The organism is Methylocella sp. (genome assembly GCF_044226135.1).
GTDB lineage: Bacteria > Pseudomonadota > Alphaproteobacteria > Rhizobiales > Beijerinckiaceae > Methylocapsa.
In genome coordinates this window covers 1-26895 of record NZ_JBGAHM010000008.1, presented here as the reverse complement: position 1 = coordinate 26895, position 26895 = coordinate 1, and the positions used below count along the sequence as shown (strand labels likewise).

At 71.0% G+C, this 26895-nt stretch carries 19 protein-coding genes and 3 pseudogenes; 14 read left to right on the top strand and 8 right to left on the bottom strand.

Annotated features, from left to right (window positions below; all coding sequences use genetic code 11):
- Window positions 1-69: 69 nt before the first annotated feature.
- Window positions 70-2451, bottom strand: coding sequence for a ComEC/Rec2 family competence protein (locus ACILRB_RS05725; protein WP_395665332.1), 2382 nt, complete (start codon window positions 2449-2451; stop codon window positions 70-72).
- Window positions 2452-2668: 217 nt separating this feature from the next.
- Here ACILRB_RS05725 and gltX point away from each other — a divergent pair.
- The 7 genes and pseudogenes from gltX (at window position 2669) to xth (ending at window position 8804) form a co-directional block, all read left to right on the top strand.
- Window positions 2669-4085 (top strand): annotated as a pseudogene (gene gltX, locus ACILRB_RS05720) (glutamate--tRNA ligase).
- Between the two features lie 361 nt (window positions 4086-4446).
- Window positions 4447-5726 (top strand): annotated as a pseudogene (gltA, locus tag ACILRB_RS05715) (citrate synthase).
- Between the two features lie 183 nt (window positions 5727-5909).
- Window positions 5910-6572, top strand: a pseudogene (locus ACILRB_RS05710) (FAD-dependent monooxygenase); the annotation flags it as partial.
- Between the two features lie 169 nt (window positions 6573-6741).
- Window positions 6742-7131, top strand: a complete 390-nt coding sequence (locus tag ACILRB_RS05705; RefSeq protein WP_395665413.1) for an FAD-dependent monooxygenase — start codon at window positions 6742-6744, stop codon at window positions 7129-7131.
- A 235-nt stretch (window positions 7132-7366) separates the two neighbouring features.
- Entirely contained in the window at window positions 7367-7570 is a 204-nt protein-coding gene (locus ACILRB_RS05700; protein WP_395665412.1) for a penicillin-binding transpeptidase domain-containing protein, read from the top strand.
- Window positions 7567-7947 carry a penicillin-binding transpeptidase domain-containing protein gene (locus tag ACILRB_RS05695; RefSeq protein WP_395665411.1) on the top strand — a complete coding sequence of 127 codons (381 nt, stop codon included), beginning with the start codon at window positions 7567-7569 and terminating at the stop codon, window positions 7945-7947. The genes ACILRB_RS05700 and ACILRB_RS05695 overlap by 4 nt, the downstream gene beginning before the upstream one ends.
- An 80-nt stretch (window positions 7948-8027) precedes the next feature.
- Window positions 8028-8804 (top strand): exodeoxyribonuclease III, encoded by a 777-nt coding sequence (gene xth / locus ACILRB_RS05690; protein WP_395665331.1) that lies wholly within the window; start codon window positions 8028-8030, stop codon window positions 8802-8804.
- 115 nt (window positions 8805-8919) lie between these two features.
- Here the strand turns inward: xth and ACILRB_RS05685 are convergent, their stop codons facing one another.
- Window positions 8920-9786, bottom strand: coding sequence for a tetratricopeptide repeat protein (locus tag ACILRB_RS05685; RefSeq protein WP_395665330.1), 867 nt, complete (start codon window positions 9784-9786; stop codon window positions 8920-8922).
- Window positions 9787-10674: 888 nt separating this feature from the next.
- Here ACILRB_RS05685 and ACILRB_RS05680 point away from each other — a divergent pair.
- On the top strand, window positions 10675-12030 hold the full coding sequence (locus ACILRB_RS05680) for an Nramp family divalent metal transporter (protein ID WP_395665329.1): 1356 nt from the start codon (window positions 10675-10677) through the stop codon (window positions 12028-12030).
- A 130-nt stretch (window positions 12031-12160) separates the two neighbouring features.
- Here the strand turns inward: ACILRB_RS05680 and ACILRB_RS05675 are convergent, their stop codons facing one another.
- The gene (locus tag ACILRB_RS05675) at window positions 12161-12652 is read right to left on the bottom strand and encodes a peroxiredoxin (RefSeq protein ID WP_395665328.1); all 492 of its coding nucleotides are present in this window, start codon (window positions 12650-12652) and stop codon (window positions 12161-12163) included.
- 278 nt (window positions 12653-12930) lie between these two features.
- Between ACILRB_RS05675 and ACILRB_RS05670 the strand changes: the two genes are divergently transcribed.
- Entirely contained in the window at window positions 12931-16464 is a 3534-nt protein-coding gene (locus tag ACILRB_RS05670; protein ID WP_395665327.1) for an AsmA-like C-terminal region-containing protein, read from the top strand.
- 20 nt (window positions 16465-16484) lie between these two features.
- Here ACILRB_RS05670 and ACILRB_RS05665 read toward each other — a convergent pair whose 3' ends face one another.
- Window positions 16485-17384, bottom strand: coding sequence for an alpha/beta fold hydrolase (locus ACILRB_RS05665; RefSeq protein WP_395665326.1), 900 nt, complete (start codon window positions 17382-17384; stop codon window positions 16485-16487).
- A 245-nt stretch (window positions 17385-17629) separates the two neighbouring features.
- On the opposite strand from ACILRB_RS05665, the gene ispH reads away from it, so the two are divergent.
- Window positions 17630-18601 (top strand): 4-hydroxy-3-methylbut-2-enyl diphosphate reductase, encoded by a 972-nt coding sequence (ispH, locus tag ACILRB_RS05660; protein WP_395665325.1) that lies wholly within the window; start codon window positions 17630-17632, stop codon window positions 18599-18601.
- A 37-nt stretch (window positions 18602-18638) separates the two neighbouring features.
- A complete protein-coding gene (gene miaA, locus ACILRB_RS05655) occupies window positions 18639-19544 on the top strand; it encodes a tRNA (adenosine(37)-N6)-dimethylallyltransferase MiaA (protein ID WP_395665324.1) in 906 nt (301 codons plus the stop codon).
- Here the strand turns inward: miaA and ftsY are convergent.
- Together ftsY and recF are read right to left on the bottom strand one after the other, a co-directional pair.
- The gene (ftsY, locus tag ACILRB_RS05650; RefSeq protein WP_395665323.1) at window positions 19541-20722 is read right to left on the bottom strand and encodes a signal recognition particle-docking protein FtsY; all 1182 of its coding nucleotides are present in this window, start codon (window positions 20720-20722) and stop codon (window positions 19541-19543) included. The two genes, miaA and ftsY, sit on opposite strands and share 4 nt — an antisense overlap.
- Before the next feature lie 43 nt (window positions 20723-20765).
- Window positions 20766-21932 carry a DNA replication/repair protein RecF gene (gene recF, locus ACILRB_RS05645; protein ID WP_395665322.1) on the bottom strand — a complete coding sequence of 389 codons (1167 nt, stop codon included), beginning with the start codon at window positions 21930-21932 and terminating at the stop codon, window positions 20766-20768.
- Between the two features lie 77 nt (window positions 21933-22009).
- Between recF and ACILRB_RS05640 the strand changes: the two genes are divergently transcribed.
- Window positions 22010-22474, top strand: coding sequence for a GNAT family N-acetyltransferase (locus ACILRB_RS05640; protein WP_395665321.1), 465 nt, complete (start codon window positions 22010-22012; stop codon window positions 22472-22474).
- 244 nt (window positions 22475-22718) lie between these two features.
- Window positions 22719-23024 (top strand): hypothetical protein, encoded by a 306-nt coding sequence (locus tag ACILRB_RS05635; protein ID WP_395665320.1) that lies wholly within the window; start codon window positions 22719-22721, stop codon window positions 23022-23024.
- 137 nt (window positions 23025-23161) lie between these two features.
- Here the strand turns inward: ACILRB_RS05635 and ACILRB_RS05630 are convergent, their stop codons facing one another.
- Together ACILRB_RS05630 and ACILRB_RS05625 are read right to left on the bottom strand one after the other, a co-directional pair.
- The gene (locus tag ACILRB_RS05630; protein ID WP_395665319.1) at window positions 23162-24997 is read right to left on the bottom strand and encodes an ABC transporter transmembrane domain-containing protein; all 1836 of its coding nucleotides are present in this window, start codon (window positions 24995-24997) and stop codon (window positions 23162-23164) included.
- A 164-nt stretch (window positions 24998-25161) separates the two neighbouring features.
- Complete coding sequence (locus tag ACILRB_RS05625) at window positions 25162-26457, bottom strand: aminotransferase class I/II-fold pyridoxal phosphate-dependent enzyme (protein ID WP_395665318.1); 1296 nt, start codon at window positions 26455-26457, stop codon at window positions 25162-25164.
- 334 nt (window positions 26458-26791) lie between these two features.
- Here ACILRB_RS05625 and ACILRB_RS05620 point away from each other — a divergent pair.
- A partial coding sequence (locus ACILRB_RS05620) for an NAD-dependent epimerase/dehydratase family protein (RefSeq protein ID WP_395665410.1) occupies window positions 26792-26895 on the top strand: 104 nt, incomplete at its 3' end.

Genomic DNA, 26895 nt, shown 5'->3' with positions numbered 1-26895 from the left:
CCATTTTAACCTTAAAAATTTGTATCCGCCGCCGCGAAGCCGCCGCCTCGCCGCCGCAATGCGCCGCCGTCACTGCGGCGGCGCGCCGTCGTCGGAGTCGGAGAGCTGGAGCGAGGCCGCGCCCTCGTCGCGCCAGAAACCGGTCGGCTCGGCGCCCTCCTCCATGAAGCGGGGCGCGGGCGCGCGTTCGGCCACGCCCCAGCGCCGCGGCGGGGCGGGCGACCAGGGCCGGTCCTCGCCCGGCGCGCGCGCCGGCGTCGGAACGAGCCCCTGCGGCGTCAGGCGGAAGGCGAGCGCGCCCGTTTGGCGCAGCCCGTCGCGGTCGATCACGAGCGGCGCGGCGCAGCCCGTCGGCGCGAACAGCGGCGTCACGATCACGTCGGCGCGCTGGCAATCCTCGGCGAAGGCGGCGCGGTCGACGACGAGCGAGACGGCGCGGGCGTCGGCGAGGCGCCCGACGCAGGCGGTCCTGTCGCAGGCCTCCTTGCGCACGGCCGCGGCGGGCGGGCGGGCGTCGGCGTCGGCGCGCAGCCATTGCTCGACCGCGAACAGGCTCGGCCGCGCGGCCAGCACGGACAGCTTTCCGTCGGCGCCGCGATAGGCGAGCGCGGAGCCGTCGGCGGCGACGATGAGGTCGTGGCGCGGCCCCGACAGCGCGCCGGCGACGCCGAGCGCCAGCAGGGGCAGGCTCAGAAGCCGGAACGCCCATGTGCGCCACAGCGTCGCGCAGAGCACGGCGAGCGCGAGGAAGGGCAGGGACCAGGGCGCGAAGGCCGGCAGATGCAGCGAGGCGCCGGGCAGGGCGCCGATGATCCGCGCCGCCCCCATGACGAGATCGACGCCGAAGCCGACGAAGCGCCAGACCGGGCCGTCGAGCCCGAGCGGATAGAGCGCGGTCCCGAGCAGGGCGCCGGGCACGGCGAAAAATTCGATTGCGGTCAGCGTCAGCGGGTTGCCGATCAGCACATAGGGGCTGAATTCATGGAAATGATAGGTCATGAAGGAGGTCGTGGCGGCGGTCGCGCAGAAGGTCGCGAACAGCGCCCCGCCGACGCCATGGCTGGTCTTTTCGCGCAGGAGACGCAGCGCCGCGGCGGCGACGTTTCCGCCGCTCGGCGGCCTGACGCGGAGCGCGCGGGCCTCTTCAAACGCGGCGGCTCTCGCGGCCATGCGCCCCTCATAGACGGCGACGAGCCCGGCGACCGCCGCAAAGGACAGCTGGAAGCTCGCGCCGAGAAGGGCGTCCGGCTCGAACAGCGCCACGAACAGCGCCGCGAAGGCGAGGTTGCGCATGGTGAAGGCCTGGGCGTCGAACAGCGCGGCCCCGAGCATGATCAGCGTCATGACGAGGGCGCGTTCGGTGCCGACGCGCGAGCCGGTCGCAAGATCGTAGAAGATCGCGCAGCCCATGGCCGCGAGCGCCGCCCATTTCTTGATCGGATAGCGCAGCGCGAGCGTCGGCGAGAGCGCCAGCAGGCGGCGGAAGCCGACGAAGAAGATGCCCGCGACCAGCGTCATCTGCACGCCGGCGATGGTGATGATGTGAAACACGCCGGCCTCCCTGATGGTTTCGCGCGCCTCCTCCGAAAGAAGGTCGCGCTTGCCGGTGACCATGGCCGCGGCGATCGCCCCGGCGTCGCCGCCGAGCACGGCGTCAATACGGCGCGAGAGCGCGTTGCGGCCGCGGTCGAGCGCGGCCGAAAGGGCGAGGCCGAGCCCCATCGGCCGCGGCGGCGCAACGGCCTCGACGCGCCCGAGCGCGTTGCCGACGCCGCCGATGCGCGCGAAAAAGGCGTCGCGCGCGAAATCATAGCCGCCGGGCAGGCTCGCGCGCGAGGGCGGCAGCAGGCGCGCCTTGAGCTTCACATAGGTTCCGGCCTCGAACGGCGGGGCGCGGCGCAGGGTGAGGCGCAGGCGATAGGGCGTCGCCCCGGGGGCGAGGCCCCTGACCGAGGAGACGCGCAGCACGAAGCGCGCGCCGGAGCGGCGGAAGTCCATCTGCTCGACGAAGCCCTCGACCTCGGCGACCGTGGTGCGGGTGAGGACCGGCGCGGCGACGCGGGCCGTGCGCCAGGCCGAGGCCGCCCCGCCCGCGAAAACGGCCGCCGCGGCGCAGAACAGGATGAAGGCGAAGCGTCGCTCCCGCGCAAGCCGCGCGCAGAGGACCGCGGCGCAGGCGAGCAGCAGGAGGAGGGGGAGCGAGGGCTCGCGGTCGGCGCCAAGATGCAGGACCGCGCCGGCTCCGACGCAGACGGGCAGCCACAAAAACAGGCGGCGCTGCGCGCATTCCTGCTCGAACGCCTGCGCATAGAGGCGCGCGAGCGCCCCTGCGCCGCGCGCCGACGCCTGGCGAAGCGCGGCGAGGCCGGCCCGGGGCGACGCGCCATGACCGGCGAGCGCGGCGTCGGCGAGTGAAGCGTCGGCGAGCGAGGCGTCTGAAGGCGTCGTCAAGGCCGGTCTCCGGCAAGGCGCGTCGGGATAAATCCGCGCCTCGCGCGAACGTCCTGCTCTTTGCGGCGAACTATGTTACACGAGCCGCTTCCGGGCGATAGGGCCAAGCTTCGCCGGGAGTGAGAATTTGGTTGAGAAATGAGGCGGTTGGGGCCGTTTTCCGCGCGCGGCGAGAGCGCCGCGGCCCGATCGTCCACCAGGAGTAGCAAGCGCCGCCATGTCCGCGACCCCCGTCACCCGTTTCGCGCCGTCCCCGACCGGCTTTCTCCACATCGGCGGCGCGCGCACGGCGCTGTTCAACTGGCTTTACGCGCGCCGTCACGGCGGGCGGATGCTGCTGCGCATCGAAGACACCGACCGCGAGCGCTCGACGCAGGCGGCGATCGACGCCATCCTCGAGGGGCTCGCGTGGCTCGGCCTCGACTGGGACGGGGACGTCGTGCATCAGTTCAGCCGCGCCGCGCGCCATCGCGAGGTCGCCGAGAGCCTGATCGCGGCGGGGCGCGCCTATCATTGCTACGCCACGCCCGCGGAGCTCGCCGAGATGCGCGAGACGGCGCGCACGCAGGGGCGCCCGCCGCGCTACGACGGGCGCTGGCGCGACCGCTCGCCGGCGGAGGCGCCGGCCGGCGTCAGGCCGGCGATCCGCCTGAAGGCGCCGCAGGACGGCGAGACCGTGATCGAGGACAAGGTGCAGGGCCGCGTCGCCTGGGCCAACCGGGACCTCGACGATTTCGTGCTGCTGCGCTCCGACGGCGCGCCGACCTACATGCTCGCCGTGGTCGTCGACGACCGCGACATGGGCGTGACCCAGATCATCCGCGGCGACGACCATCTGACCAACGCCGCGCGGCAGATGCAGATCTATGACGCGCTCGGCTGGAGCGCGCCCGACATGGCGCATATTCCGCTGATCCACGGGCCGGACGGGGCGAAGCTCTCGAAACGCCATGGCGCGCTCGGCGTCGACGCCTATCGGGCCATGGGCTTCTTGCCCGAGGCGCTGCGCAATTACCTCGTCAGGCTCGGCTGGAGCCAGGGCGACCGCGAATTCTTCACGACGCAGGAGATGATCGAGGCCTTCGACCTCGAGCATGTCGGGTGCTCGGCGGCGCGCTTCGACTTCGCCAAGCTCGAGAACATGAACGCCCATTACATGCGCGCGACGCCCGACGCGGAGCTTTTGGCCGCGCTCGAGGCGACGCTGCCCTTCCTGCCGGAGGGCGACGCGCGCGTCGCCGCGCTCGACGCCGGCCTGCGCGCGCTGCTCGCCGCCATGCCGGCCTCATGGAGCGCGCCAGGACGCTGATCGAGCTGCTCGACGGCGCGAACTATCTTTTCGCGCGCCGGCCGCTGCCGCTCGACGTCAAGGCGCAGGACATATTGGCGGGCGGCGGCCGCGCCCACATCATGGGCGTGCTGCCTCTCTTCAAGGCGCTCGACGACTGGTCCGCGGCCTCGACGGAATCGGTCGTGCGCGACTACGCGAAATCGGCCAGGGTGAAGCTCGGCGAGATCGCCCAGCCGCTGCGCGCGGCTTTGACCGGGCGCGCGACCCGGGCATCTTCGACGTGCTCGCCGTGCTCGGCCGCGAGGAGAGCGTCGGCCGGCTCGAGGACCAGGCGGCGGCCTGAGGCGCGGGGTCGGGTGGAGCGCTTGCTGCGAGAGGGCGGCGGGTCTGCCATCGCTTCGCGGCGCGCGCTCCCGCCGGTTCGCGGCGAGGCGCCTGCGCTTACGCCCGAAGGGTTAAAGTCATGCGCGCCGCGTGATCGCGTATTTTCGGCTCCGGGCGCGTTGGCAGCGGCGAATGGCCGTCGCGCTCATGGAATAGTTAAGGACGCTTTAAGCGGAGCGGGCCCGCTTGAACGTCAGCTTGGCTTGGGATAGGAAGCGCATGGCGTAAATCAGAGGTTGTTAAAACCTGTCGCCGCACATCTCCCCTCTTCATAAAGATCTGGAGATCGTCAGGTCTTTTTCTTGCGGAAGGCATCCTTCATGAGCGCATCCAGCGGGTCATTCAGCATTGACGGCGCGACCGTCGACATGCCGGTCAAGACCGGAACTATTGGCCCGGCCGTGGTCGACATCGGGAAGCTCTACGCCAAGACCGGAATGTTCACCTACGATCCGGGCTTCACCTCGACGGCGAGCTGCGAGTCCCAGATCACCTACATCGACGGCGACGAAGGCGTGCTGCTCTATCGCGGCTACCCGATCGCCCAGATCGCCGAGCAGGGCGATTTCCTCGAAACCTGCTACCTGCTGCTTTACGGCGAGCTGCCGACCGCCGACGAAAAGCGCGACTTCGACCGTCGCATCACGCGCCACACCATGATCCATGAGCAGATGGCGCGTTTCTTCCAGGGCTTCCGCCGCGACGCCCATCCGATGGCCGTGCTCGTCGCGAGCGTCGGCGCGCTGTCGGCCTTCTACCATGATTCGACCGACATCTCGGACCCGCGCCAGCGCATGGTCGCCTCGATGCGGCTCATCGCCAAGATGCCGACGATCGCGGCCATGGCCTATAAATATTCGATCGGCCAGCCCTTCGTCTATCCGAAGAACGACCTCGACTACGCCTCGAACTTCCTGCGCATGTGCTTCGCCGTGCCGACCGAGGAATACAAGGTCAAGCCGACGCTCGCCCGCGCGCTCGACCGCATCTTCATCCTGCACGCCGACCACGAGCAGAACGCCTCGACCTCGACCGTGCGCCTCGCCGGCTCGTCGGGCGCGAACCCCTTCGCCTGCATCGCCGCCGGCGTCGCCTGCCTCTGGGGCCCCGCCCATGGCGGCGCCAACGAGGCCGCGCTCAAGATGCTGACCGAGATCGGCCACGTCGACAACATTCCGAAATACATCGCCAAGGCGAAGGACAAGAACGATCCGTTCCGCCTCATGGGCTTCGGTCATCGCGTCTACAAGAACTACGACCCGCGCGCGAAGATCATGCAGGAGACCTGCCATGAGGTGCTGAACGAGCTCGGCGTCAAGGACGACCCGCTGCTCGCCGTCGCCATGGAGCTCGAGCGCATCGCGCTGTCGGACGAATATTTCGTCGAGAAGAAGCTCTATCCGAACATCGACTTCTATTCGGGCATCACGCTGAAGGGCTTCCCCACCCCATGTTCAATGCTCTCGCCGTCGCCCGCACCTCGGGCTGGGTCGCCCAGTGGAAGGAGATGATCGAGGATCCGGGCCAGAAGATCGGCCGTCCGCGCCAGCTCTACACCGGCGCCGCCCTGCGCGACTATGTGGCGACCGACAAGCGCTGAGCGCCGCGGCCCGCGCCTCCCGGGCGAAACGTCGACGACTGCTGCGCGCGAGCGCCGGCGTTTTTGCGCCGACCCTGCGCGCCGCGCCGGACGCTCCGGCCGGATTGAATCGGTCCGCCCGGCGGGACTATGCTCGCCGCTCCGGGGCCGCGGCCCTGAACACGCCTGAGGTCGGAGAAGCGCATGGCGGACGAGCGGCAGGTCGACATTCTCGTCGCGGGCGCGGGGGCCGCCGGGGTCTCGGCCGCGCTCGCGCTGACGCAGGCCGGCTTCTCGGTCGTCTGCGCGGGCGCGATCGACCGGCGCGTCAACGGCCGCACCGTGGCCCTGTTCGAATCGTCGCTGCGCTTCTACAGGGCGATCGGCCTGTGGCCGACGCTCAAGCCGCTGTCCGCGCCAATCGCCAAGATCGCCATGGCCGACGCCACGGGCGCGCGCTTCAAGGCGCCGACGCTCGCCTTCGCGGCCTCCGAGATCGGGCTTGGCGCCTTTGGCGCCAATGTCGAGAATCACCTGCTCGTTGGCGCGCTCGAAGCCGCGGCGCGCGCGGCGCTCGACCTCCGCGAAAGCCTCGTGTCCGACATCGTCGATCCCGCCTGCGTGCGCGCGACGCTCGAGGACGGGACGCGGCTGCGCGCCGCCCTCGTCGTCGCGGCCGACGGGCGGGAGTCGCTCGTGCGCCGCCGCGCGGGGCTCGAGGCGCGGCGCTGGCGCTATCCGCAGACGGCGCTGACCGTTCTTCTCGCCCATGAGAAGCCGCACCGATCCGTCTCGACCGAATTCCACACCCGCGCCGGCCCCTGCACGCTGGTGCCGCTGCCCTCGCGCGAGGGCGCGCCCGACCGCTCGAGCCTGGTCTGGCTGATGTCCGACGCCGAGGCCCGCCGGCGCGGCGCGCTCGACGACGCGGCGCTCGCGTGCGAGGTCGAAGACGAGGTTCGCGGCCTTTTCGGCGCGATGCGCGTCGACAGCCCCTGCGGGCTGTTCCCCCATAGCCGGCATGGTCGCGCCCAAAATGTTCTCCGCCCGCGCCGCGCTGGTCGGCGAGGCCGCCCATGTGTTTCCGCCGCTCGCGGCGCAGGGGCTGAACCTCAGCCTGCGCGACGTCGCGACGCTGACCCAGGCGGTCGAGGACGCGCGCGGCGTCGGGCTCGACTTCGGTTCGGCGCAGGCGCTCGAGCCCTATGGCCGGGCGCGGCGCGGCGACGTCGCCCTGCGCGCCCATGGCGTCGACCTTCTGAACCGCTCCTTCCTCGCCGGCCTCGCGCCCGTCGATCTTGCGCGCAGCCTCGGCTTCGCGGCCTTCTCGGCCATCGGCCCGCTGCGACGCGCCCTGATGCGCGAGGGGGTGCTGACCCACGGCTCCCTGCCGCGGCTGATGCAGGCCGGGTCCGCGCGCGGATGAGCGTCCGCGTCCCGCAGCGCGCCGCCGTCGCGCTCGCCTTCGGCTTCATGGCGGGCCTCGTCCCGGGCGGCGCCTTCGCGCGCCCCGTTTGCACGCTTGTCGTCGAGGCCGACGACCGCGTGCTGCATCGGGAGGGGCGCTGCGAGGAGCCTGAAAGCCCGGCCTCGACCTTCAAGATCGCGCTCGCCGTCATGGGCTATGACGCCGGGGTTCTCATCGGACCGCATGAGCCGGTCTGGCCTACCGCGCCGAATACGCCGCCACGCGCGAGAGCTGGCGCGCCGACGTCGACCCGACCAGCTGGCTCGCCAATTCGGTCGTCTGGTATTCGCAGAAGCTGACGCGCGCCCTCGGAATGGAGACGTTTCAGCGCTACGTCGACGCCTTCGATTATGGCGACCGGAACCTTTCCGGCGACCCCGGCGCAGATGGACGCTGACCCGCGCCTGGCTCGGCTCCTCGCTCAGGATTTCGCCCGACGGGCAGGCGCGCTTTCTGCGCGCCCTGCTGGCGCTGCGCCGGCCGGCCTCGCCGCAGGCGCAGCGCCTCGCCCTGGAGATCGTTCCGGCTTTCGCCGCGGCCGGCGGATGGCGCGTCAGGGGCAAGACCGGCGCCGCCGAAACGCGCGGCGGCACCTTCGGCTGGTTCGTCGGCTGGGCGGATCGGGACGGTCGCCGGGTTGTCTTCGCGCGCCTCGTCCGGGGCGAACCTTCCTCCGCCGCCGCCGCGGCGGCCGAGGCGCGCGACGGCCTTCTGGCCAAGCTCGCGACGCTGGCGGAAACAGCCGAAGCGCCGGCCCCTGCGCGCGCGCCATAGGCCGCGCCGCGAGTCCGGGCGAGTTGGGAAAGGCGGCCGTCGCGCCGGGGCGAAGCGGGCGCGGGTTTGGAGAGGGCAGCGTGCGGATCGCCACCTGGAACGTCAATTCGGTGCGCCAGCGCCTGCCGCATCTCCTCGCCTATCTGAAGGAGGAGGCGCCCGACGCGCTCTGCCTGCAGGAGCTCAAATGCGTCGACGCGGCGTTTCCCTTCGCCGAGGTCGAGGCGGCGGGCTACGCCGCCGCCGTGCACGGGCAGAAGGGGTTCAACGGCGTCGCCATCCTGTCGAAGGCGCCGCTCGAGGTCGTGCGCGGCCTGCCGGGCGACGAGGCCGACGCGCAGGCGCGCTATATCGAGGCGGTCCTGCCCTGGGGCGCGGGCGTCCTGCGCCTCGCCTCGATCTATCTGCCGAACGGCAATCCGGCGGGGACCGACAAATACGCCTACAAGCTCGCCTTCATGGATCGGCTTGCGGCCCATGCGAAGGCGCTGCTGAGGTTCGAGGAGCCGCTTGTCCTTGCCGGCGACTATAATGTGATCCCCGAACCGAAGGACTGCTTCGACCCGAAGGCGTGGGCGCAGGACGCCCTGTTCCTGCCGCAGACGCGCGCGCGTTTCCGCGCGCTGCTCAATCTCGGCCTGACCGACGCGCTGCGCGCGACGACCGACGCCGCCGGCGTCTACAGCTTCTGGGACTATCAGGCGGGCGCCTGGCAGAAGAACAACGGCGTCCGCATCGACCATCTGCTGCTGTCGCCGCAGGCGGCCGACCGGCTCGTGTCGGTCGAAGTCGACAGGCGTCTGCGCGGCGACGACAAGCCGTCGGACCATGCGCCCGTGCGGATCGAGCTGCGCTGACGGGCCGCCGGCGCGGCGCGCCCAAACGCCAGGCGCCCGCGGAGCGCCGCGGTCGCGTTGGACGATCGCCGAACCGGACGTTCGGCGAAAGCGGGCCGGCCTGGGGTGCGGCGCTTCAGTTGCGGCGCTTCAGATGGTCTTCGAGATAGGCGAGCGCGGTCTGGCGCTCGACCTCGGTCGCGTCGGCGAGCGATTTCTCATATTGGCTGACCATCCAGGCGTCCTTGGCGGATTCGGACGCCGAATCGCGCGCGAGCGCCATCCACATCAGGGCGCGGGCGCGGTCCGGGCGCAGACCGTCCTCGCCGGAGAACAGCATGCGCCCGAGCAGCGCCTGAGCCTGGGGATGGCCCTTCTCGGCGGCGAGATAGAGCCAGCGCACGCCCTGACGCGCGTCGCGGTCGGCGACGTCATTGTCGAGATAGAGGCGGGCGAGGCTGTATTGGGCGGCCGAATCGCCGAAGTTGGCGGCCGCGTATTTGAACAGCGCGACGGCGCGCGCGCGGTCCGGCTTGACGTCCGAATCGGGGATGCCGGCGAGGCTGTAGCCGCCGAGCGCCACGAAGGCGTTGGCGACGAGCGGGCGGTCGCGCCAGTTCGGGCCGTCCTCGTCATAGGCTTCGACGATCTGGGAAAAATATTCGAACGCCTTGAGGTCGTCGTGCGGCGCGCCTTCGCCGGAGGCGTAGATGGTCGCGAGCTTCCATTGCGCGAGCGTCTCGCCGCCCGAAGCCGCATATTTCAGCGCGGCGATGGCCGAATCCGAGGCGCCCGAGCGAAAATCATCGAGGCCGGCGCGAAGCGCGGCGCGCGGCGTCTTGAAGGGCGCGCCGGCGAGCGCGCGCTCCTGACCGGCGTGCGCGCCGCCGGCCGTCGGGGCCGCGACGGGCTGGGCCGCCCGGACGGCGCCCGGATTTTCGAGCGCGCGGATCGCCGTCAGGGGCAGGCTCATCGCCAGTCCCAACAGAACCGCGGCTCCCATGCGCCTCGCCGCCTTCAACATCAGCAGTCTTCCGACAAAAAGGGCGCCGCCCGGGCGGCGCCGATCCAGAAACGACACTCTCGTTTTTCCAGCGTTCCATAGAGAACGCGCGAAATCCGCTTTGGGCGCAGGCGGCTGAAAATAATTTTCTTCCGCTTCGTCCGCAGAACCCACATGAGGGACCCGCCGCTCCGCTTCAAGCCCCGGAAAAACCGTAGCCTCGACGCCCACGCGCCGGCTCTCTCGAGACACATAGACTGCGGCGGCCCGGGAAAAAGTGCGGTTTGTCACGTCCTCAACGCTTTGTGTCTTCGCGCATGGCTTTTTGTCTTCGCGCATGCGCGTCTGCGCGCGGCGAAGCCTGGCGCATCGAGAGCCAACAGCCTTTGGGGGGAGGATCAGCGCGAGCTGGCAAGGCGTTGTCGGCCGCTCGCATCCTGACTCCGGCGCCGCCGAAGTTGCTTGTTAAGGATGAAGATCGTGCAGTTTTATAGTTTTGAAAAGTGACCTTTTTCTTTATCGGTCAAGTCAAGCGCAGTTATTTCGCTCTGTGGTCGAAAAGGCACATTCCTGACGACTCCCGCCTGACGACTCCCGCCTGACGACTCCCGCGCCGACGCCGGGCGCGCCGATTCGACGCGGCGAGACATGCGGTCCGATCGCGTCGACTTTGCGGACGCGACGGCGGCGCGCGGCATCAAATTTCGCGTGATGATTTAAGAAAAAGTGAGCCGGCGCCGGCGCTCGCGTCGCAAACCTGGCCCGGACATGGCTAGAGCCCAGACCCGACCTCGCCACGCGCGCTGCGCGGGGCGCTTGACCATGGTCCGGCGGATAATTTATAGCATCGGCTACATTTTGCGGTGCAAATCGAAAAGGGCGCGCGCATTGACCGAAGCCGTGGCGGGGCGCGACGACGCGTCGGGAGCCATCGGGGCGAAAGTTCCCTTCGCCGAAAGATCGCTTGGCGCGGCGCATGGCAGCATCGCCGTTCCGGCCGGAGGATCGCGGCTTCGCCGCTTCTTCGCCTTCGCGGGGCCGGGCTATCTCGTCGCCACGGGCTATATGGACCCCGGCAACTGGGCGACGGCGCTCGCCGGCGGCTCGCGCTTCGGCACGGCGCTGCTGTTCATCGCGGTTCTTTCGAGCCTCATGGCCGTGGTCCTGCAGGCGCTTTCGGCGCGGCTCGCGCTCGCGACCGGCCGCGACCTCGCGCAGCTCTGCCGCGACGCCCTGCCAAAGCCCGTCGCCATCGTCTTCTGGCTGATCATGGAGACGGCCATCGTCGCGACCGACCTCGCCGAGGTCATCGGCACGGCGATCGGCCTTGAGCTGCTGTTCAACATCCCGCTCGGAATCGGCGTGCTGCTGACGGCGCTCGACGCCTTTCTGGTGCTGGCCTTCATGCGCTTCGGCTTCCGCAAGCTCGAAGCCTTCGTGGTGGCCATGCTGATCGTGATAGCCGTCTGCTTCTCGATCGAGCTCGTGCTGTCGCGGCCCGACATGGCCGAGGTGGCGCGCGGCCTCATCCCGACGCGGGCGATCTTCTCAAACGCCGAAATGCTCTATATCGCGCTCGGCATCCTCGGCGCGACGGTGATGCCGCACAATCTCTACCTGCATTCGGGCGTGGTGCTGACGCGGGCCGTGGGCGATCGCCTCGAGGACAAGCGCGAGGCGATCCGGCTCGCCGTCCTCGATTCGGGCGTCGCGCTGTTCTTCGCGCTGCTCGTCAACGGTTCGATCCTGATCCTCGCCGCCGCCGCCTTCCATGCGCATGGCTATTTCGAAGTCGCCGAGCTGCAGGAGGCCTATCGGCTGATCGCGCCGCTGCTCGGCGGCGCGCTGGCGGCCAAGCTCTTCGCCGTGGCGCTGATCGCCTGCGGACTCAACTCGACGCTGACCGCGACGCTCGCCGGCCAGATCATCATGGAAGGCTTCATCAGGCTGAAGCTGTCGCCGGTCGCGCGGCGGCTTCTCACCCGCGGCGTGGCGATCGTCCCCGCGGTCGCGGTCATCTATTTCGGCGGCGAGGGCTCGACCAACAGCCTGCTGATCCTGAGCCAGGTGGTGCTCAGCCTCGCCCTGCCGTTCGCGGTGGCGCCGCTCGTGATCTTCACGGCCTCGCGCAAATGGATGGGCGAACTCACGGCGCCCGCGCCGACGCGCGCGGCGGCCTTCGCCATCGCCGCGCTGATCGTCGGCCTCAACCTCAAGCTGATCTATGACGCGGCCTTCGGCTGACGCGCGGGCGGGCGCGGCCTGAAGCGCGTCCTGGAGCGCGTCCGGACTTCATCGGGTCGCGAACGCGCTCCGACATTTTGTTCCTGCGCATTTTCCAACGTAAAAGCCTGCAACTTTTACTGAAAACGCCCTAGCCGAGCGCCTGCGCCGCGGCCAGCACGGCCTCGGCGTGGCCCGCGACCTTCACTTTGCGCCAGACTTTGGCGATTCGTCCGTCGCGTCCGATCAGGAAGGTGGCGCGTTCGACGCCCATATAGACGCGCCCGTACATGCTCTTTTCGACCCAGACGCCATAGGCTTCGAGCGTCGTCTTCGCCTCGTCGGCGCCAAGGCGCAGGCCGAGCCCGTGCTTGCCCTTGAATTTTGCGTGAGACGCCGGCTTGTCGGGCGAGACGCCGAGCGCCTTCGTCCCGGCCTTTTCGAACTCGGGCAGGAGGCGGCTGAAGTCCTGGGCCTCCCGCGTGCAGCCTGACGTGTCGTCCTTCGGATAGAAGTAAAGGACGAGCTTTTCGCCGGCGTAATCGGCGAGGCGGGCCGTTGCGCCCGCGTCGTCGGGCAGGGCGAAATCGGGCGCCGCGTCGCCCTCCGCCGGAGACGCGCCTTGCGGCTTCGCGCTGGTCATGACGCCTTCCTTTCGTCGCAATGCGCCGCCATCGAAGGCTTCTTCGGCGCGAGAGAAACACCAATCAAAGCCGCGATTCCCACGCCCTCGCCGGACGAAAGGCGCGTCCCGCCCGCGGCCGCGAGGGCCGCCCCGTGACGGCCGACGCCATTGAGCCTGCGCCGCGCAGGGGGGCGTCGCCGCGCCGGTCCGGGCTCTGGCGCGCGCTTCGACATGGCCTCTATATTCGCCTAGCTTCAAAGTTCAATGCGCCAGCTTTCGGAAAGGGCCGCCGCCGGTTGACCGTCGAGCGCGACGAGACGTCCGGCCGCGAGGATGCGGCCGCCGATCCGCGGCCGGCCCGGGCGGGACGCCGCGCCGCCGCGCGGCTCTGCCTCTATGGCTTCGCCACCTTCGCGGCGCTGCTCGCGCTCGCCGGCGCGCTGCTCGTCGCGCGCCTCGAACACGGGCCGATGACCATCTCGGGGCTCGGCCCGGCCATCGCCAAGGCGCTCGACCAGCGCTTCGGCCACGGCTACGCCTTCTCGATCGGCGAGACCTCGATGCTGAAGCGCGGCTATTCGCCGACGCTCGCCGCCGACGGCCTGCGCATCCGCGACGCCGCCGGAAGGACCCTCCTCAACGCGCCGCGCGCCGAGGTTTCGGTCGAGCTCCTGCCGCTCGTCTTCGGCAAGGTGTCGCCGAAGCGGCTCGAAGTGTTCGGCGTCGAGCTGCGCCTCGCGCTTTTGCCGGACGGCTCGATCGCCCAGCTCGCCAAATCCGCGGCCTCGGGCGCCGACGCCCAGCCCGACACGATCGCCCTGACGCCGCCGCTCGCGCAGTCGCTCGGCGACGCCCCGGCCGCCGGCGGCGCGGCGAACGAGGCGAACGCTCCGGCGCCGAAGCCGCGCTCGCTGCTGGTGCGGCAGATGTCGGGCGCGCTGCGACTTCTCATCGACGCGCTGACCGATCCGGCGAGCCAGATCGCCGCCGTCGACCACGCCGCGATCAAGGACGGGCGCATCGTCATCGACGACCGCACCATGGGCCAGACCATCGTCTTCAACGGCGTCGACCTCGCCTTCGACAAGACGAAGAGCGGCACCACCTTCTCGCTGTCGGTCGAGGGGCCGAACGGGCGCTGGTCGGCGAACGGGACGGCGAGCGGCGCGCCGGGGGCGCAGCGCCGCCTCACCGCCTCGCTGCACGACCTGTCGATCGACGAGCTGCTCGTCGCCGCCGGGGCGCGCTCGATCGGCGTCGACTTCGACATGAAGCTTTCAGCCGCGGCGAGCGTCGGCATGCGGCCCGACGGCGTGCTGTCCGAGGCCGCGGCGAGCTTCAGCTTCGGCGAAGGCTATCTGCGCTTCGACGATCCGCAGGACGAGCCGATGCTGGTCGAATCGATCCGGGGCGGGGCGCATTGGGACGGCGCGAAACGGCGCGTCGTCGTCGAGCCGACGCGGCTCATCGCCGCCGACGCGCATGGCGCGATTTCGGGCTTCGTCGCCCTGCCGGAGCGCGAGGGCGACCCGTTCACGCTGTCGTTCGGCCTCGCCGAGCCGATCGTCGCCGCGCCCGAGCGGCCGCGCCAGAAGCCCGTGACGATCGACGGCCTCGACGTTTCGGCGCGGCTGCTGCCGAACGAGAAGAAGCTCACGCTCGACCGCTTCACGCTGTCCGGCCCGCAGTCCGGCTTCTCGATGAGCGGCGACGTCGACTGGTCGGCCGGGCTCAGGCTGCGCCTTTCCGCCTCGCTCGACCCGACGCCGATCGCCGTGGTGACGCGGCTCTGGCCCTCCTTCATGTGCGCGCCCGTGCGCAACTATCTCCTTGACCACGCGCCCGACGGCATGGTGCGCTCGGGAACGCTGCGGCTCGACTTCACGGGCGCGGACCTCGAGGCGATGCGCAACGAGCACGCCCCGCCCGACGGCAGCCTCGCGATCGACTTCACGGTGAGCGGCGGCGCGGTCGAGTTCCTCGACGGCGCGCCGCCGCTCACCGGAATCGACGGCGTCGGCCATGTCACCGGCCGCAGCTCGCGCTTCACGACGACGAGCGCGGCGATGATGGAGATCGGCGGCCGCGTGCTGACGACGGCGCCGGGGGGCTATTTCCTGATCGCCAATTCCGAGCCGCGGCCGATTCCGGCCTCGATCGTCGCCGACGTCTCGGGCAGCGTCGAGGCCGTCGGCGAGCTTCTCTCGCGTCCGGCGCTCAAACCCTACGCCGCCCTGCCGCTCGACCCGGCGACGCTGCAGGGCGAGGTCGCGGGGCGGCTCGAGATCGGCCTGAGGCTCGGCCCCGACATGGGCCCGCACGACACGACGCTCAGGGTCAACGCCACGGCGACCAATTTCGGCGCCGCCAACCTCATCGGCAAGGAGGCGCTCGAAGCGGCGACGCTGACGATCGCGGTCGATCCTTCGGGGCTCAGGGCTTCGGGGCAGGGGCGCCTGTTCGGCGCGCCGGCGACGCTCGATCTCGTCCAGCCCGCGGGCAAGCCGGCCTCGGGCGTGGTCAGGACGACGCTCGACGACGCCGCGCGCACGCGGCAGGGCGCCTCCATCACGCCGGGCGTCACCGGGCCGATCGGCGCCGTCATTTCGGCCCAGCTCGGCGGCGGCCCCAGTGTGAGGGCCGACGTCGACCTCGACCTCGCGAAGGCGGTGATCGACTGGCCCGGCGCCTCAAAGCCCGCGGGCCGGCCGGGGCGGGCGAAGTTCACGGCGATCGTGAACGAGGGCGCGACGACGCTCGACCAGGTGACGCTCGACGCCGGGCCGCTGCAGGCGCGCGGCCAGATGGAGATCGGCGCCGACGGCGCGCTGCTTTCGGCCAAATTCCCGAGCGTCAAATTCTCGACCGGAGACGACGCGCGGCTCGACGCGCTGCGCGCGGGCGACTCCATCAAAGTGATCCTGCGCGCCCAGACGCTCGACGCGCGGCCGTTCCTCAAGACCATGCTCGCCTCGCCCGGGCAGGGCGGCGCGGGCGGCGCAGGGGGAGGCGCGAGCGCCCAGGGCCCCGCGCGCGACATCGACGTCGACGCCAGGGCGGCCGTGCTGACGGGCTACAACAAGCAGGCGCTGACGGGCTTCGAGATGATGCTTCTGAAGCGCGGCGAAAAGTACAGACAGCTGTCTTTCGCGGGGCGCTTCGGCCGCGACACGCTCTCGGGCAATCTGACCAGCGGCGGGCAGCTCACCGTGCTCTCCGACGACGCCGGCTCGCTGCTGCTGTTCTCCGACCTCTACCGCCACATGGAGCACGGGCGCCTGCGCGCCGACCTGACGCTCGACGACCCCATGACCGGCTCGCTCACCATTGAATCCTTCGTGCTGCGCGACGAGCCGGCGCTGCGCCGCATCGTCGCCGAGGGCGCCTCGGCCGACGGGCGCCTGCGCGGCATCGATTCGGGGGCCATGGCGTTCCATCGGCTGCAGGCGCGGTTCGAGCGCGCCGGCACGCGCATCGTGCTGCGCGACGGCGTGCTGAACGGCGACGCCATCGGCCTGACCGTCGAGGGCTGGCTCGATTTCGCGCGCGACGGGGTCGACGTGAAGGGCACCTTCGTGCCGGCCTATGCGGTCAACAATCTGTTCTCGCAGATCCCGGTCGTCGGCGCGATCCTCGGCGGCTCGACCAATGAGGGGCTCATCGGCGTCAACTACCGCGTCGAGGGCAAGATCTCCGCGCCCTCGCTCAGCATCAATCCGCTGTCGGCGATCGCGCCCGGCATCTTCCGCCAGATCTTTGGCGTCGGCCAGTCGGGCGCGACGCCCGGCGGCGCGTCCGCGACGCCGGCGCCGGCCGGCGCGGGGCGCTGAGCCAGATCCCCGAAACGGCGTCAGTCCGCGAAAAAGGCGAGCAGCGCCGCCGCCGTCTCGTCCGGGTTCTCCTCCGGCAAAAAATGCCCGCCCCTGAGTTCGCGGCCTTCGGCCTTCGGCGCCCAGCGCCGCCAGATGTCGAGCGTCGAGGCTCCGCCGCCGCCAAGGCCGCGCCCGCCCCACAGCGCGAGCAGCGGCGCCGCGATCTTCCGCCCCGCGGCGCGGTCGGCGGCGTCGTCGTCGCGGTCGATGGCGGCGCCCGCGCGATAGTCCTCGCAGGCGGCGTGGATGCGGTTCGGCTCGTTGAAGCCCGCGCGGTAATGGGCCAGCGCCCGCGGGTCGAAGGCGGCGAGGTTCTTCGAGGCGGTCCAGCTCGCCAGCGTATGGTTCAGGTAATAGACCGCGTTCGGCCCGATCAGCGTCTCGGGCAGAGGCTCGGGCTGGGCGAGGAAGGTCCAGTGGTAGGCGGCCATGGCGCCCGCCGAATCCATCGCCTCCCAGCGCTCCAGCGTGGGGATGATGTCGATCACGGCGAGCTTCAGCAGCCGCTCCGGCGCGTCGAGCGCGAGACGGCAGCCGACGCGTCCGCCGCGGTCGTGCCCGGCCACATGGAAGCGCAGCGCGCCGAGCTTCTGCATCACGTCTATGGCGTCGCGGGCCATCACGCGCTTGGCGTAGCCCTCGCCCTTCGCGCTCGGCGGGACGCTCGACCAGCCATAGCCGCGCAGGTCCATGGCCACGACGCGGAAGCGCTCGGCGAGCGCCGGCGCGATCCTGTGCCATTCGACATGGGTCTGCGGATAGCCGTGCAGCAGCAGCAGCGGCGGGCCGTCGCCCTTCGCCCGCGCGAAGAAGCGGCCCTGGCCGGTGTCGATCCAATGGGTCTCGAAGCCCGGAAAGAGATCGGCGAGGTCGTTCATGGCTGGGCCTTTCCCGGCGGCGCGGCCTTGCGCCCCTGGCCGCCCGGCCGCTGGACGCATGGCCCCTGAACACATGGCCCCTGAACACATGGCCCCTGAACACATGGCCCCTGAACACATGGTCCCTGAACACATGGTCCCTGAACGCATGGCCGCGCGATTCGGCCCGGTCCGTCCCTTGCTTGACAGAATTTTGGGCGGGCCTAAAGCTCGCTTCAGGCTCAATGGCCATCAAAAGGATCTTCATGAGCGCCGAACCGACTGGCAAGCCGAAGCTCAACGTCATCCTGCTCGCCCCGCGCGGCTTCTGCGCGGGCGTGGTGCGGGCGATCGACGCCGTCGAGGAGGCGCTGCGCATCTATGGCGCGCCGGTCTATGTGCGCCATGAGATAGTGCACAATAAATATGTCGTCGAGACGCTGAAGGCGAAGGGCGCGGTCTTCGTCGAGGAGCTCGACGAAATCCCCGACACCGGCCAGCCGGTGATCTTCTCGGCCCATGGCGTGCCGAAGTCGATCCCGCGCGAGGCCGAGCGGCGCGCCATCTTCGCGATCGACGCGACCTGCCCGCTCGTGACCAAGGTGCATCGCGAGGCCGAGATCCACCACAAGCGCGGCCGCCTCGTGCTCCTCGTCGGCCACGCCGGCCATCCGGAGGTCGTCGGCACCATCGGCCAGCTTCCGGCCGGCTCGATCATTCTGGTGCAGACCGTGGCCGACATCGAGACGCTCGAGGTCGCGGACCCCGGCAATCTCGCCTATGTGACGCAGACCACGCTCTCGATCGACGACACGCGCAGCATGGTCGAGGCGCTGACGCGGCGCTTCCCGCAGATCGTCGGCCCGCACAAGCAGGACATCTGCTACGCCACCACCAACCGCCAGGACGCGGTCAAGCAGGTCGCCCCCACGGTCGACGCGCTGCTCGTCGTCGGCTCTTCGAACTCCTCGAACTCGCAGCGGCTCAAGGAGGTCGCGGAGCGCTCCGGCTGCAGGCTCGCCCGGCTCGTGCTGCGCGCCGAGGACGTGGAGTGGGACCTGTTCTCGAACATCTCCACGCTCGCCATCACCGCCGGCGCCTCGGCCCCGGAAGTGCTGGTCGAGGAGATCATGGACGCCTTCGCCGAGCGGTTCGACCTCCATGTCGAAGAGGTCTCGACGGCGAACGAGGGCGTGTTCTTCCCGCTGCCGCGCGAGCTGCGCCGCGAGATCGCCTGACGGAGGCGCCGCAGCGCCGCAACACGCCTGTCAGAACATGGCGCCCGCGGCCCTTCTCATCGCCGGCCCGACCGCGAGCGGCAAATCGGCGCTGGCGCTGAGGCTCGCCGAACGCCTCGGCGGGATGATCGTCAACGCGGATTCGATGCAGGTCTATCGCGACCTCGCCGTCCTCGCCGCGCGCCCGACCCGGCAGGATCAGGCGCGCGCGCCGCATCGCCTGTTCGGGACGGTCGACGGCGCGGCCAATTTCTCGGTGGCGCTGTGGCTCGAAGCCGCGCGCGCCGCGCTCGCCGACGCGCGCGAACTGGGCCTCGTTCCGATCTTCGTCGGCGGCACCGGGCTTTATTTCAAGGCGCTGACGCAGGGGCTCTCCGCCATTCCGGCCGTGCCCGAGGCGGTGCGCGCGGCGGTCCGCGCGCGGGCCGAGGGGGTTTCGCCGCAGGCGCTTCACGCCGAGCTCGCGCGGCGCGACCCCGCCGCCGCGGCGCGGCTGCGCCCGAGCGACCCGCAGCGTCTCCTGCGCGCGCTCGAAGTGCTGGAGGCGACCGGCCGCAGCCTGACCGTCTTCCAGCAGACCAGAAGCCCGCCGCCGCTCGATCCCGCGACGGCGCGCGCGGTCTTTCTCGACGTCGACCGCGCGGCGCTCGGCGCGCGCATCGACGCCCGTTTCCTCGACATGATCGACCAGGGGGCGCTCGACGAAGTGGCGGCGCTCGCCGCGCGCGGGCTCGATCCGGCGCTGCCCGTCATGCGCGCCCATGGCGTCCCGCATCTCGCAGCCCATCTGCGCGGCGAGGTCAGTCTTGACGAGGCGATCCGGCTCAGCCAGCGCGACACCCGCGCCTACGCCAAACGCCAGCGCACCTTCGCGCGCCACCAGCTCCCGGCGTTCCGCTGGACGGCCCCCGACGACGCGCTTTCGGCGCTGGCGCTGGTTTAGGCCGGCTCCTCGATCCCGGCGATCGCCCGCGCGAAATCCCTCGCCTCGAAGGGCGCGAGATCGGCCGCGCCTTCGCCGACGCCGATGAAATGCACGGGCAGGGCGAATTTCTCGACGAGCGCCACCAGAATGCCGCCGCGCGCCGTGCCGTCGAGCTTGGTCATCACGAAGCCGGTGACGCCGGCGACCTTGCCGAAAATCTCCGCCTGGCTCATCGCGTTCTGGCCGACGGTGGCGTCGAGCACGAGCAGCACGGCGTGCGGCGCCGACGGCTCCACTTTCTTCATGACGCGCACGATCTTTTCGAGCTCGGCCATCAGCTCGGCGCGGTTCTGCAGCCGCCCGGCGGTGTCCATGAGCAGCACGTCCGCGCCGTTCTCCCGCGCGCGCGCGATCGCGTCATAGGCGAGCGAGGCCGCGTCCGAGCCCTGCTCCCGCGCGATCACCTCGCAGCCGAGCCGCCCGCCCCAGATCTTCAGCTGCTCGATCGCCGCCGCGCGAAACGTGTCGCCGGCGGCGAGCACGACCTTGCGGCCCTCGCCCGAAAATTTGGCGGCGAGCTTGCCGATGGTCGTGGTCTTGCCCGAGCCGTTGACGCCGACGACGAGAATCACGAAAGGCTTTTGTGCGGCGTCGATCTCGAGCGGGCGGGCGTGGGGCGCGAGCGCGCGCTCGACCTCGCCGGCGAGAATGGCCTTCACCTCCTCGATCTCGATCGACCTGTCATAGCGCCCCTTGCCCACCGCCTCGGCGATGCGGGCGGCGGCGGCGACGCCGAGATCGGCGCGGATCAGCACGTCCTCGAGCTCGTCGAGCATGGCGGCGTCGAGCTTGCGCTTGACGAAGATCGCCTTGAGGCCCGAGCCGATCGAATCGGACGAACGGGTCAACCCCTGCCTGAGCCGGCTCCACCACCCTTTGGGCTCCTCCGCGGCGGGCCCGGCGGGCGGGTCTGGCGCGAGCTCTGCGGCCGGCCGCGGGTCCTGGGCGGCGAGAGCGGGCTCCGGCTCCTGCTGGGGCGCCTGCGGCGATTCGGCCGGCGCCTGCGGCGGTTCAAAGGGCGCCTGCGGCCGTTCAAGGGGCGCCTGCGGCGGCTCGGCGGGCGCGTCGCGGCGGCCGAACATGCGGCCGAAAAGGCCTGGCTTCTTCGCGCTCTGGCGCTCGTCCTGCTCGTCCATGGGGCCTTCCTTCACGCCGCGCGCCGCGCTTCGCGCCGGCCTTCTATATAGGCGCGTGCGCCGGCGTGGCGAGCGGCTCGATCCGCCCGGGCGTCACTTTGAACGCCTGCGCGCGGCCTTCGAGCGCGGCGAAGGCCGCAGGGTCCGCCCCCGTCAGCCAGACCTGCGCGTCGAGCCGGGCCAGAAGATCATAGAGCGCGGCGCGGCGGGAAGGGTCGAAATGGGCGGCGATTTCGTCGAGCAGCAGCAGGGGCGCGAGGCCGCTGACGGCGCGCACGAGACGGGCCTGGGCCAGAATGAGGCTGACGAGCAGGCCCTTCTGCTCGCCGGTCGAGCAGTGCGCCGCCTCGACGCCGCGCTCGACATAGGCGACGAGCAGGTCGCTCGACTGCGGGCTGGCGAGCGTCCGGCCGGCGGCGGCGTCGCGCGCGCGGTTGTCGCGCAGGAGGCGGCGATAGTCGTCCTCGGCGGCGATCGCCGGGCGGCCCTCGATGAGCCGGTCGAGTTCGCCTTCGAGCCGTAGCCCCGGCGTCGGAAAGCCCGCCTGCGGCGTCTGTTCGAGCAGCGCGTTGAGGCGCGCCGTCGCCTCCGCCCGCGCCGCCGCGACGGCGACGGCGAGCTCGGCCGCCTCGCGCTCGACGGCGTCGAGCCAGGCGCGGTCGGAACGCTCCTCGAGCAGGCGGTTGCGGCTGCGCAGCGCCCGCTCCAGCGCGCTGACGCGCGCGCCATGGTCGACGTCGAGCGAGAGCGCCAGCCGGTCGAGGAACCGCCGCCGCTCCGCCGGCGGCCCGATGAACAGCCCGTCCTGCGCCGGCGTCAGCCAGACGACGCGCAGATGGCCGCTGAAGGCCCTGATCGAAGGGGCGGGCTCGCGGTCGATGCGGAACTTTCGCGCCGCAGGCCCGCCGGGCTCGACGCCCGCGCCGAGCTGGAGCGCGCCGCCCCGCGCCGCGACCTCGACCGAAACCGCAAAGCCGCCCGCCCCGCCGCGCCGGGCGAAGTCATGCAGCTCGGCGCGGCGCAGCCCGCGCCCCGGCGTCAGCAGCGACAGCGCCTCGAGCACATTGGTCTTGCCCGCGCCATTGTCGCCCGATAGCGCGACCATGCGCCCGAGCCCGTCAAGGTCGAGCGCGGCGTAGGAGCGGAAGTCGGCGAGCGTCAGCCGCCGCACGCCGGCGGGGGTTTGGCTGTCGTCTTGCGGGGCGGTCATGGGCCGTTCGTCGATCCGGAGGCGCGGGCTCGCGCCGGCCCTGCTTTTATAGGAAAATGCGCGCGGAGGAATTTGGCGTGACGACGGACGGCCTCAGGCTGCGCCCGCGCGACGGCGACGAATGCGGCGCGCTCGCCGACCTGTGGGTCGAAAGCTGGGCCGAGGCCATGCCGGAGATCGACTTTCCGGCGCGGCGCGCCTGGTTTCTCGACCATCTCGCGCGCCTTGAGGCGGACGGCGCTCTGACGCTGTGCGCCGCGCGCGACGGCGCGCTTCTCGGATTCGTCACGGTCGATCCGGCGGGCGGCTTCATCGACCAGATCGCGGTCGCGCCGCGGGCGAAGGGGACGGGAGCGGGGCGGGCGCTGATCGCGGCCGCGCGGGCCCGCGCGCGAAGCGCCCTGCGCCTCGACGTCAACCGCGACAATCCGCGCGCGCTGCGGTTTTATCTGCGCGAAGGGTTCGTCGTGACGGGCGAGGGGGTCAATCCGCGCTCCGGGCTCGCCATCCTGCATATGCGCGACGCGCAGGGCCCCGGCTGAGGCCGTCATGTTCGCGTGCGCAAAAGGATTTCGCAGGCGCGGCGCCTGAAAAAATTTTCGTCGGGGACTTGAGATTTTCCGTCAATCGCGGCATGTATCCGCGCATCAGACGCGGCTGTCCAGAGACGGCGGCGCAATCAGCGCAGAATGCGTCCGCGCATTCTGCCCCCTAGAATATTGACGAGACGCATTCGCCGTCCGGAGCGACCGCTTCGGCGTCATGCTCGCGCATGAGGTTTTTTCCATGCTTCAGCAGTTTGTCACGGTGCAGGGTTCAGGCGGCAAGCCGCTCAAACGCGTCCTGATGACCGCCTCTGACGACTCTGTCTATGTCGCCGACCCCGGCATGCTCTACGCGATCCGCTTCGGCGTCGCCAAGCCGATCACGGTGAGCCCCGATCAGGTGTTCAACTTCGACGCGCCGATCTTCGACGATCTTCTGGCGCAATGGCAAGCCAGAAACGAGACCTGTTCGACCCTCTGGGCGAAGCTCGGACAGTTCCAGCCCATGGAGGACGACGACGACGAAGGCTGCTGCTGCGACGACTAGCCGCAGCCCGATTCGCCGTTTCTTGAAGCGCCCTTCGTCCCGAAGGGCGCTTTTTTATGCGCGCGGCTCCGGGACGAGACCGGAGCCGCCGGGCGTGAGACGCGCGGCCGTCGCGGGCGGCGGCCTCGCCGCGGCTCCTATTCGGCCGCCTGCTCGGCCCCGAAGCCCGCGCCCGCGCCCGCCTCGAACTGAAGCCTGGCGAGGCGGGCGTAGAGGCCGCCGCCGGCGACGAGGCTCGCGTGGTCGCCCTCTTCGACGATCGCGCCGCCGTCGAGCACCAGGATTCGATCGGCCTTGAGCACGGTCGCCAGCCGGTGGGCGATGACCAGCGTGGTGCGCTCCGACATCACCCGGTCGAGCGCCGCCTGCACCTGCGCCTCGTTTTCGGCGTCGAGCGCCGAGGTCGCCTCGTCGAGCAGCAGCACCGGCGCGTCTTCGAGGATCGCGCGGGCGATGGCGAGGCGCTGGCGCTGGCCGCCCGAAAGGGTCGCGCCGCGTTCGCCGGGGCGGGTGGCGTAGCCTTCGGGCAGGGCGCTGATGAACTCGTCGGCCGCGGCCTTGCGGGCGGCGGCGCGCACCGCCGCGTCGCTCGCCTGCGGCGCGCCGTAGCGGATGTTGTCGGCCATCGAGACGGCGAAGATCGCCGGGTCCTGCGGGACCGACTTGATGCGCCGGCGCAGTTCCGAGGGGTCGGCCTCGCGGATGTCCACGCCGTCGAGCAGGATGCGCCCCTCGGCCGGATCGTAGAAGCGCTGCAGGAGCTGGAACAGCGTCGACTTGCCGGCGCCCGAAGGGCCGACGATCGCCACCGTCTCGCCCGGCGCGACCGCGAAGGAAAGGCGGGCGAGCGCCGGCTCGTCGGGGCGGCTCTCATAGGCGAAGGAGACGTCCTCGAAGCGGATCGCGCCGCGCGTCGGCGTCGGGAAGGGCTTTGGCGCGGCGGGCGCGGCGATCTTCGGCTGCGCGGCGAGAAGCTCGGCGATCCGGCCGGCCGCGCCCGAGGCCGCGGAAATCTCGCCATAGACCTGGCTGAGCTCGCTGAGCGCGCTCGCCGCGAGCAGGGCGTAGAGCAGGAACTGGGACAGAACCCCGCTCGTCATGCGGCCGGCGAGCACGTCATGGGCGCCGAACCACAGGAGCGCGACCACGCTCGAAAAGACGAGGAAGATGACCACGACGGTCAGCCTGGCGCGGGAGAAGGCGGCCTTGCGCGCCGCGCCATAGGCGTCTTCGGCGGCCTCGGCGTAGCGGCGGGCGGTCTCGTCCTCGGCGTTATAGGCCTGCATGACGCGGACCGCGCTGAGCGCCTCGCTGGCGTAGGCGGCGGCCTCGGCCAGCGTGTCCTGCGCCGCGCGCGAGCGCCCGCGCACCGCGCGCCCGGAGGCGACGAGCGGCAGCACGATGACCGGAATGGCGATCAGCACGAAGGCCGACAGCTTCGGGCTCGTGTAGATCATCAGCCCGGCGGCGCCGACGAAGAGCAGGAAATTGCGCAGCGCGGCGGCGGCCGTGGTGGTGAAGCCCGAGCGCATCTGCGTCATGTCGGCGGTGAGGCGCGACATCAGCTCGCCGACGCGGGAGCGGTCGAAGAAGGCGGCGTCGAGCCGCGTCAGGCGGGCGAAGACCTTTTCGCGCAGGTCGGCGACGACGCGCTCGCCGAGCGTCGTCACGAAATAATAGCGCGAGCCCGAGGCCGCCGCGAGCAGCGCGGCGACGCCGATGAGCGCCAGAAAATACTGGTTGATGAGCGCGGCGGCGTCGGGCGTGAAGCCGAAGTCGATCACGCGGCGCAGCGCCATCGGCACGGCGAGCGTCGCCGCCGCCGCCGTGAGGACCGAGGCCACCACGCCGGCGACCCGGCCGCGGTAGCGCAGGAGATAGGGCGCCATGGCGGCGAGCGCGCGCTTCACGCCGCCGTCGCCGGCGGCGCGGCGGGAACGGCGCTTGCGGGCGGGCTCTGAAATCTCTGTCATGGGGACTGCCGCATGTTGAGGGGCGCCCGCGCGGGCCGCGGGTTCTGGTCCTGCGGGCGATCGCCGAGGGTTGTAGCGCAAAAGGCCGAGCCGCCGGCTCAACTTTTCGCGCTCATTCCAGGAAGGGGCCGGATCGCGAGATCCGGCCGTGGGATACGGCGCGCTCAGGCGGCCTTGCCGGCGAGTTGCGTCCCGCGCGCCTCGATCGCCGCGAGCAGGATGCAGATGGCGACGCCTTCGGACGCCGCGCGCACCTCGGCGAGGCCCGGCACGGTCGGGGCGATGCGCAGGTTCCGGTCCTGCGGGTCGCGTCCGAGCGGATAGGTCGCGCCCGCCGGCGTCAGCGCGACGCCGGCCTCTTTGGCAAGCTCCACGACGCGCTTCGCCGTGCCGGGCGCGGCGTCGACGCTGATGAAATAGCCGCCCTCGGGCGCGCTCCAGCGCGCCGCCCCGGTTCCTGAAAGATGGCGTTCGAAGGCGTCGATCACCGCCTCGAACTTCGGCGCGATCAGCGCGCGATGACGGTCCATCAGCGCCTCGATCCCGGCGACGTCGCGCAGGAAGCGCGCATGGCGCAGCTGGTTGACCTTGTCCGAGCCGATGGTGCTCCTGCCCATCGAGGCGAGGCGCCATTTCACGTTCGCCGGCGACGACGCGAAGAAGGCGAGGCCGGCGCCGGCGAGGGTGATCTTGGAGGTCGAGGCGAACACGAAGGCGCGGTCGGGGGCGCCCGCCCCGGCGCAGGCCGCGAGCACGTCGGCGAGGCCGTGGCGCGCCGGCGTCAGATGGTGGACGCAATAGGCGTTGTCCCAGAACAGGCGGAAGTCCGGCGCGCCCGTCTTCATCGCGGCGAGGCGCCGGACGGTTTCGTCGGAATAGATCTCGCCGGTCGGGTTCGAATATTTCGGCACGCACCACATGCCCTTCACGGCCGGGTCGGCGACGAGCCGCTCGACCTCGTCCATGTCGGGGCCGTGGCCGGTCAGGCGCACGGGGATCATGCGAATCCCATATTCCTCGCAGATCGCGAAATGGCGGTCGTAGCCGGGGGAGGGGCACAGGAAGACGACCTCCTCGTCCTTGCCCCAGGGGCGCGGCGAGCCGGGCGCGCCCTTGACCAGCGCGTCGACCAGCGTGTCATGCATCAGCGCGAGGCTGGAGTTGCCGCCGACCACGATGTTCTCGGGCGCGGCGCCGAGGATCGGCGCGAACAGGGCGCGCGCCTCGGCGAGGCCCTGGAGATTGCCGTAGTTGCGCACGTCCTCGCCCGAGGCCGCCTTGAAGTCGCCTTCGCCCGGCAGGGCGAGCAGGGCGTTCGAGAGGTCGAGCTGGTCGGACGCGGGCTTGCCGCGCGTCATGTCGAGCTTGAGGCCCTTGGCGCGGAAGGCGTCGTATTTCGCCTGGACCTCGGCGCGTCGCGCGGCGAGGTCGGAAGCGGAAAGGTCGTCGATCAGGCTCATCTGTCCTGTCCCCGGGCCGGTTGGATCTGAAGCGGATTCCGCGCGTACATACGCCTCATGGCGCGGATCGCCAAGCCGGGCCGGAAAGCGACGCGTTGAAGCGGCGAAACGGCGCTTTGGCGCGGGCCGTCGGAGACGCGGCGCAAAATGTCAAGCGCGGCGCGCGCGCCTCTCTTAATCCGGCGCGGAGCCGCACGCGCCTTGCCGAAGCGCGCGTCGGGATGATAATGCCGCACGCGGACGTTGCGGCGGGGGGCCGTCGAACAGCGCGCCGGCGCGCGCGTCGGACGCGACGAGGGGTCGAGGCGACGTGCAGGGCGGCGTCAACGCGGACATGGTTCTGGTCACGGGGGCGTCGGGCTTCGTCGGCTCAGCCGTCGCGCGCGCGCTCATCGCCGAAGGTTTTTGCGTGCGCGCCCTTCTGCGCCGGACGTCGAG